This window comes from Frankia sp. CoBUL1 (genome assembly GCF_978021245.1).
In genome coordinates, this window is sequence record NZ_CDXDOS010000203.1 from 1 (window position 1) to 6,224 (window position 6,224).

Here is a 6,224-nt window from a genome sequence, read left to right on the forward strand (position 1 = left end):
AGGCGGGGGACGGCGGGTTCGTCGGGGACAACATCCCTCCGGCCGCGTGATGGTCGTCCGCCCCGGTGGAGGGCGTCGCATCCCGCACGTACTGGATGGTCATGGCCCCTCCAGGGGGTCGCGTGGCAGGTCTGGCGGGTCGGGACACGGCGGTCGACGCTCGTCGCACCGCGTCGGACGGTCGGACGGTCGGACGGGTGACGCCGGCGGTGTGGACAGATGAACGCCGACGTCCGATGGCTCCGAACATCATCGTCGCCGCCGGCGAGCATCCTCGCGACCGCCAGAGGTTGCCTACCCGGGGGCCCTTCGGACCATTCGTGGTGGACGTCCGACCCGACCCGGGCCGCACCCGCCAGCGGGCCACCGGATCCGCTGTGCCCGCCCGGTCACCGCACCCCCGCCCGGTACCGGCCCGGTCTAGCCGGCCAGCTCGGGAACCCCGGTCACCGCGGCCAGCTCGGCCAGCGTATCCGCGACGCTGCGGTGATGGATCGCCGTCCAGCCGCGCCGGCGCGCTGCCTCACAGTTCGCGGCGGCGTCGTCGATGAGGACGCAGCCCGGGCCGGGCTGGCCGAACGTGCGTTCGGCGAGGTCGTAGACGGCCGGGTCGGGCTTGCCGATCCCGATCTCATGAGAGTTGATGATGGACTCGAAGACCGACCAGTCGGGCAGCAGCGCGCGGCGCAGCGGCTCCCACTCGGCCACGCTGTTGGTCAGCAGTCCCACCCGCAGGCCGGCGGCGCGGGCGCGCAGCAGCCCATCGACCATCACCGACTCCAGGGTGCGACCGGCATACCAATGGTCCCCGAACCGGGACAGGTCAATGCGCGGCGGGTGGGCTGTCCCGAGGGCGTCCGTGACGAGGATCCCCCAGTCGTGCTGGCTGACCACGCCCCGTTCGAGGGGGCCCAACGTGCGCAGGCCCCACGTCGCCGCCACCTGGTCGAACGCCCGGCGCAACTCGTGGGCGGGTACGCCCACGGCGGCGACCAGGTCGCGGAACGCCACAGCGATCGACGATGTCAGCACTCCGCCGAAATCGCACCAGATCGCCCACGGCGCCGCGCCGGCCTCCCCTGGGGGCGCGGCCTCCCCCACGGGGGCGGGACGTCCCGCGGGCAGCAGTTCGGTCATGTCGGCTCGGCGTCGTGGGCGATCTCGTCGACGCGCTGCCCACTGACCGAGTCGAACAGGTGCAGTCGGCACGCGGGAACCCGGACCCGCAGCGGGGTGCCGACGGCCGGGACGCCGGCCTGGGCCGGGACGGTCACCGCCCACCGGGCCGGGCCGACCTCGTCCGGGCCGACCTCGTCCGGGCCGGCGTCCCACTCGCCGGTCTCCCCCGCCGCGGCGGCCCCGCTCACGCAGTGGACAACGACCACGTCCCCGGTGAACTCGACCACGTCGACCAGCCCCTCCATGACCAGGCCGGCACCGGCCAGGCCGCCCGCTGCCGCGGCCCGATCGGGCCCGGCCTCGATGACGCCGTCCCCCGGCCGCCAGCCGAGCCAGGCCCGGGGCAGCGTCAGCGGTCCGGCCAGCCGCGCGGACAGCCCCGGTGCCGCGAGCGCCCCACCGCCGTTCGTCACCTCGACCAGGTGCAGGTTCATCGCCGGACTGCCGACGAACGCGGCGACGAAGACGTCGGCCGGCCGGCGGTAGACCTGCTCGGGCGTGCCGGCCTGCGCCACCCGTCCGCCGTTCATGACCACCAGATGGGTGCCCATGGACAGCGCCTCGAGCTGATCGTGGGTGACGAGAACGACGGTGTTGCCCAGCTCGCGGTGCAGGCGCACGAGTTCGGCCCGGGCCTGCTGGCGTAGCTGGGCGTCGAGCGCGGAGAGGGGCTCGTCGAGCAGGAGCACACTCGGGCGGCGCACGATCGCGCGGGCGAGGCCGACGCGCTGGCGCTCACCCCCGGAGAGCTGCCCAGGTCGGCGAGCCCCAGCAGGACGCAGGCCTCGGTGACCCGGCGGGAGATCTCGCCACGGCTCGGGCCCGCCCCGCCCGCCCCCCGGCGCAGAAATCCGAGGCGGCCGCGGTTGTGCTTCGCCTCGAGCCGCAGGCTGAAGGCGATGTTCTGCTCGACGGTGAGATGTGGGTAGAGCGCGAAGTCCTGGAAGACCATCGAGACCCCGCGCGCGCCCGGTGGCGTCGCCGTGACGTCCACCCCGTTGATCGTCAACCGGCCTTCGTCGGGGGTCTCCAGCCCGGTGATGACCCGCAGCGCGGTCGACTTCCCGCATCCCGACGGCCCGACGATCACCGTGAAGGACCGGTGCGGAAGATGCAGGTCGGCGACGTCGAGCGCGGGCCGCCCGGTGCCGCCGTACCGGCGCATGATCCCACGGAAGTGCACCCCCCCGCTGGGGGCGGGGAGCTCCGGCGGTGGGGCCTCGCCGAGGATCGGCCGGCTGGTCACGGTGGTGTCGGTCATCCGGTGCTCATCTCAGGCCAGCTTGGAGGAAAGCGTCGGTGATGCGGCGGGAGGCGAAGAGGTAGACGATGGTCACCGGGATCGAGGCGAGCATGGCCCCGGCGAGCAACGGGCCGTACTCCGGGCCCTCCTGGGTCTCGAACATCTGCAGGCCCGGCTGGATGGTCGTCGTGTCCCGGTGGGGCGCGACGAGGGTGGGCCAGAGATACTCGTTCCACGTCGTGATGAACACGACGACGGCCACCGCCGCGAGCGCGGGGCGCAGCAGCGGCAGGACGATGTGGCGCAGCGTCTCGGCGTGGCTGGCGCCATCGAGGGTCGCGGCGCCGAGCAGGGTCGGCGGGATGCCGCGGATGTGCTCGCGCAGCAGCAGCACCGCCAGCGAGCAGGTGGCCAGCTGCGGCACGATCAGCCCGGCGAAGGTGTTGCGCCAGCCCAGCCGGGAGACCAGCAGGAACTGTGGGATCATCAGGGCCTGCGGCGGGACGACGAGGGCGATGACCACCAGCGCGGAGACGAGCCGCTGCCCGGCGTGGGAGAAACGGACGAACGACCAGGCTGCGAGTACCCCGGCGACGAGGTGCAGGATGGTCACACCCGTCGCCATGACGAAGGTGTTCAGCAGCAGTCGGCCGATGGGGAACCCGTCGATGGCGTTGCGGTAGTTGCTCAGGCTGGCCGGGATGGGCAGCGGGTTGGCGCCGTAGATGTCCGCGGGCGGCTTGAACGAGGTGGTCAGCGCCCACAGCATCGGGAAGAGCATCGCGACGACCGCCACGGCGAGTACCACGTGCCGGCCGGCGGCGCGGGTGGCCTGGACATCAGAGCGCGGCACGGCGCCTCCTGGTCAGCGCGGTCAGCGGGGCGGCTAGGGTGGCCGCGAGCCGGGTGGTCGGCCGGTCCCGGTCCGGGGCGCCGAACGTGCCGGCGACGCGGCGGGCCAGCGTCGACAGGCCGAACAGGGCGCACAGGACCACCACGATCGTCAGCGCCGCCGCCGCGCCCGTCCCGGCGTCGAAGTAGGTGAACGCGTAGGTGTACAGACGGTAGTAGACGTTGTCGGTGGTGTTGTCGGGGCCGCCCTGGGTGAGCACGGCGATGTTGGTGAACGTCCACTGCCCGGCGAACACCGCGCACAGGAACGACAGCAGGATCGTGGTGCCACGCAGTTGGGGGACCACGAGACGGCGGGTGATCTCCCATTCGGTGGCGCCGTCGACGCGGGCGGCGTCGAGGCAGCGCCGGTCGATCGCGGCCAGTGCCGCGCCGTAGAGCAGCATGTTGAGCGCGACGAACCGGGCCGCGGTGACGAGCGAGATGGCGGCGAGGGCGGTCGAGGGATCACCGAGCCAGTCCCGCTCGCCCAGGCCCAGCCCGCCGGTGACGACGTTGACGATCCCGCCGAGCGGGTCGAGGACGAACCGCCAGGACAGCGCGTTCGCGACAGGGGCGAGCATCACCGGCAGGAACAGCAGGGCCCGGTAGATGTCGCTGGTCCGACCGGGCCGCTTCCACAACATGATCGCCAGCGCCATCGGGACGACCGTCGCGAAGGGCAACATCACCAGGACGTAGAGGCCGGTGCGGCTCAGCGCCCGGGGGAACTCTTCGCCCCCGAACAGGCCGCGGAAGTTGGCAAGCCCCACGAAGTCCTGGTCGGGTTTGATCAGGTCCCAGTTCGTCAGGCTCAGGTACGCCTCGAAGAGCAGCGGCCCGTAGACGAAGACCGCCAGCGACACCAGCACCGGCGTCTGGTAGAGCCACGGCACGGCGCGGCGTGCCACCGTGGCCGGGAGGACCCCGCGCGGGCGTGCCGCGCGGGGCCGGGTGCCGATCATCAGGAGGAGAGTGCGCGGATCTTCTCGGCGGCCTTGCTCAGGGTCGCCTGGGGATCGGCCCCGCGCAGGACGATCGGTTCGACGGCCTCGTCCTGCAGCACGACGACGGCCTGGTTGGCCTTCGCCCCGCGGAACGAGGTGTAGGGGGTGACGGTGTCGAGCTGGTCGAGGGCCGGTTCCAGCAGCTTCACGATCGGGGTGCCGGCGAGCTTCGTCGCCACGCTCTGTCGCAGCGGCAGGTAACCGATCTTCGAGGTGATGATCTCGAAGCCCTCGTCGGAGGTGAGGAACTTGATGAACTCCCAGGCGGCGCGCTGCTTGGCCGGGTCCTTGGCCAGCACCGCGAGCCCGGCGCCGGAGTAGGTCGGGCGGGCGGGTTTGGTGCCGAAGGACGGCAGACCCGCGGTGCGCAGCTCGAACTTGCCCGCCGCCGCCTTCTGGGCGCTGGCGAGCAGCGCCGTGCTGGTGACGAACATGCCGAGGTCACCCTTGGTTAACGCGGCCAGGGCCGCTTCGGCCTTGACTCCGGGCTGGGCACCCGAGGCGGTCAGGTCGGCGATCGTGGCCAGCGCCTCGACGGCAGGCTGCTTGTCGAGGGTGACGCCGCCGTTCTTGTCCACCAGCGAGCCGCCGTTGGAGTTGACGACCGACTGGGTCAGGTAGTCCGACTTCCCGCTGTCGACGACGCTGATGTAGACGCCCTGCTTACCGGTCGCCTTGATCTTCAAAGCGGCGGCCTTGACGTCGGCGAGGGTCGTCGGCGGGTGTTGGGGGTCCAGGCCGGCGGCGCGGAACAGGTCGGCGTTGTAGTACATGACCGGGATCGACATCGTGAACGGCATCGCCGCGACGACGCCGTTGGTGGAGACGGCCGACAGGATGCTCTTCGAGATGCCGGCGGTGGCCGACTCCCACTCGCTGCCGGCGACCTTCTGGACCGGGGTGATCGGCAGGGCGTCGACCGCCTCGGCCATCTTGCTCCAGCCGATCTGGGCGACGTCGGGCGGATCACCGGCGGCGGTGTCGGTGCACAGCCGGGTGAGGACGTCCTTCACCGCGACGCCCTGCGGCTTGACCATGATCTTCGGGTGCGCCTTGGCGAAGGCGTCGAGCAGTGCCTGGGTTCCCGTACCACCGAGACCCGGGGTGCCGTAGTTGTAGGACAGGAAGGTGATGGTCGCCGGGGTGTCACCTTGCGGTGTCGCGGCCGGGGTACCGGAGGCGGTGTCGCTGTCCGAGCCGCAGGCCGCCACGGCGAGCAGGCCGACCGCGGCGGACAACGCCGTGACGACCAGCCGGGCCCGGTGCCGCCGCGGACGGCGGCCCGGGCGTTCCTGTCCTGCGTCCCGTTCCTGTCCAGCAGCATCGTCGTGCCGGGAAACGGCTGTCACACCAGTCGCCTTTCACGCGTCGGAGCGATTGCGTCACCCGAGGGGTGATCGCGTCCCGGGAACAGGTCGCCGCCCGGGAACAGGGTGCCCCCCACGGGGGGCGGGAAGACGTCGGCGGAGGTCATGCGACGTCGAACTTGCGGGCCGGGGCGGCCAGGTGCACCGGCCCGTCGAACACCCGCTCGGCCTCGGCGCGCCGCGCGGCCAGCCACTCGGGGTCGTCGGTGACGAAGTGGGTGAGCACGAGCTGACCCACCCCGGCGAGCCGGGCCGCCTCGGCCGCGTCGAGGGCGCTGAGGTGGCCGTGGTCGCTGTCGTCGGTCAGCTCGAGGGTGGCCTCGGCGAGAAAGAGATCGACGCCGCGGGCGAGGTCGACGAGGGCGTCGGTCACTCCGGTGTCGCCGGTGTAGGCGAGGCTGGCGTCCGCCGTCTCGATGCGGATCCCGCAGTTCGGTACCGCGTGGCGCAGCCCCAGGGCTGCGCGAAGGTCGCGTGGTGTGACGGCCTGTTGCGTTAAGTGGCTATGAATTGGAGTGTCCGGCGGCGGTCTCCGGC

6 protein-coding genes and 1 pseudogene are annotated in these 6,224 nt (G+C 72.2%); all 7 read right to left on the reverse strand.

Annotated elements, in window-relative coordinates; translation table 11 throughout:
• Window positions 1–420: 420 nt before the first annotated feature.
• Window positions 421–1,137, reverse strand: a complete 717-nt coding sequence (locus AC08OX_RS13670; RefSeq protein WP_476608174.1) for an HAD-IA family hydrolase — start codon at window positions 1,135–1,137, stop codon at window positions 421–423.
• Window positions 1,134–1,883 carry an ATP-binding cassette domain-containing protein gene (locus AC08OX_RS13675; protein ID WP_476608178.1) on the reverse strand — a complete coding sequence of 250 codons (750 nt, stop codon included), beginning with the start codon at window positions 1,881–1,883 and terminating at the stop codon, window positions 1,134–1,136. Before AC08OX_RS13675 ends, AC08OX_RS13670 begins: the two co-directional genes overlap by 4 nt.
• 21 nt (window positions 1,884–1,904) lie before the next feature.
• Window positions 1,905–2,440 (reverse strand): annotated as a pseudogene (locus AC08OX_RS13680) (ATP-binding cassette domain-containing protein); the annotation flags it as partial.
• 7 nt (window positions 2,441–2,447) lie between these two features.
• Window positions 2,448–3,275: a carbohydrate ABC transporter permease gene (locus tag AC08OX_RS13685; RefSeq protein WP_011436668.1), complete on the reverse strand. Its 828-nt coding sequence runs from the start codon at window positions 3,273–3,275 to the stop codon at window positions 2,448–2,450.
• On the reverse strand, window positions 3,262–4,278 hold the full coding sequence (locus tag AC08OX_RS13690; RefSeq protein ID WP_476608175.1) for a carbohydrate ABC transporter permease: 1,017 nt from the start codon (window positions 4,276–4,278) through the stop codon (window positions 3,262–3,264). The genes AC08OX_RS13685 and AC08OX_RS13690 overlap by 14 nt, the downstream gene beginning before the upstream one ends.
• Complete coding sequence (locus AC08OX_RS13695; RefSeq protein WP_476608176.1) at window positions 4,278–5,669, reverse strand: ABC transporter substrate-binding protein; 1,392 nt, start codon at window positions 5,667–5,669, stop codon at window positions 4,278–4,280. Before AC08OX_RS13695 ends, AC08OX_RS13690 begins: the two co-directional genes overlap by 1 nt.
• 121 nt (window positions 5,670–5,790) lie before the next feature.
• Window positions 5,791–6,224, reverse strand: a 434-nt coding sequence (locus AC08OX_RS13700; protein WP_476608177.1) for an MBL fold metallo-hydrolase, incomplete at its 5' end; no start/stop codon positions are given.

Coding starts and splice junctions, on each gene's coding strand:
- AC08OX_RS13670 (WP_476608174.1), bottom strand. CDS start 1,137: ATGACCGAACTGCTGCCCGCGGGACGTCCCGCCCCCGTGGGGGAGGCC.
- AC08OX_RS13690 (WP_476608175.1), bottom strand. CDS start 4,278: ATGATCGGCACCCGGCCCCGCGCGGCACGCCCGCGCGGGGTCCTCCCG.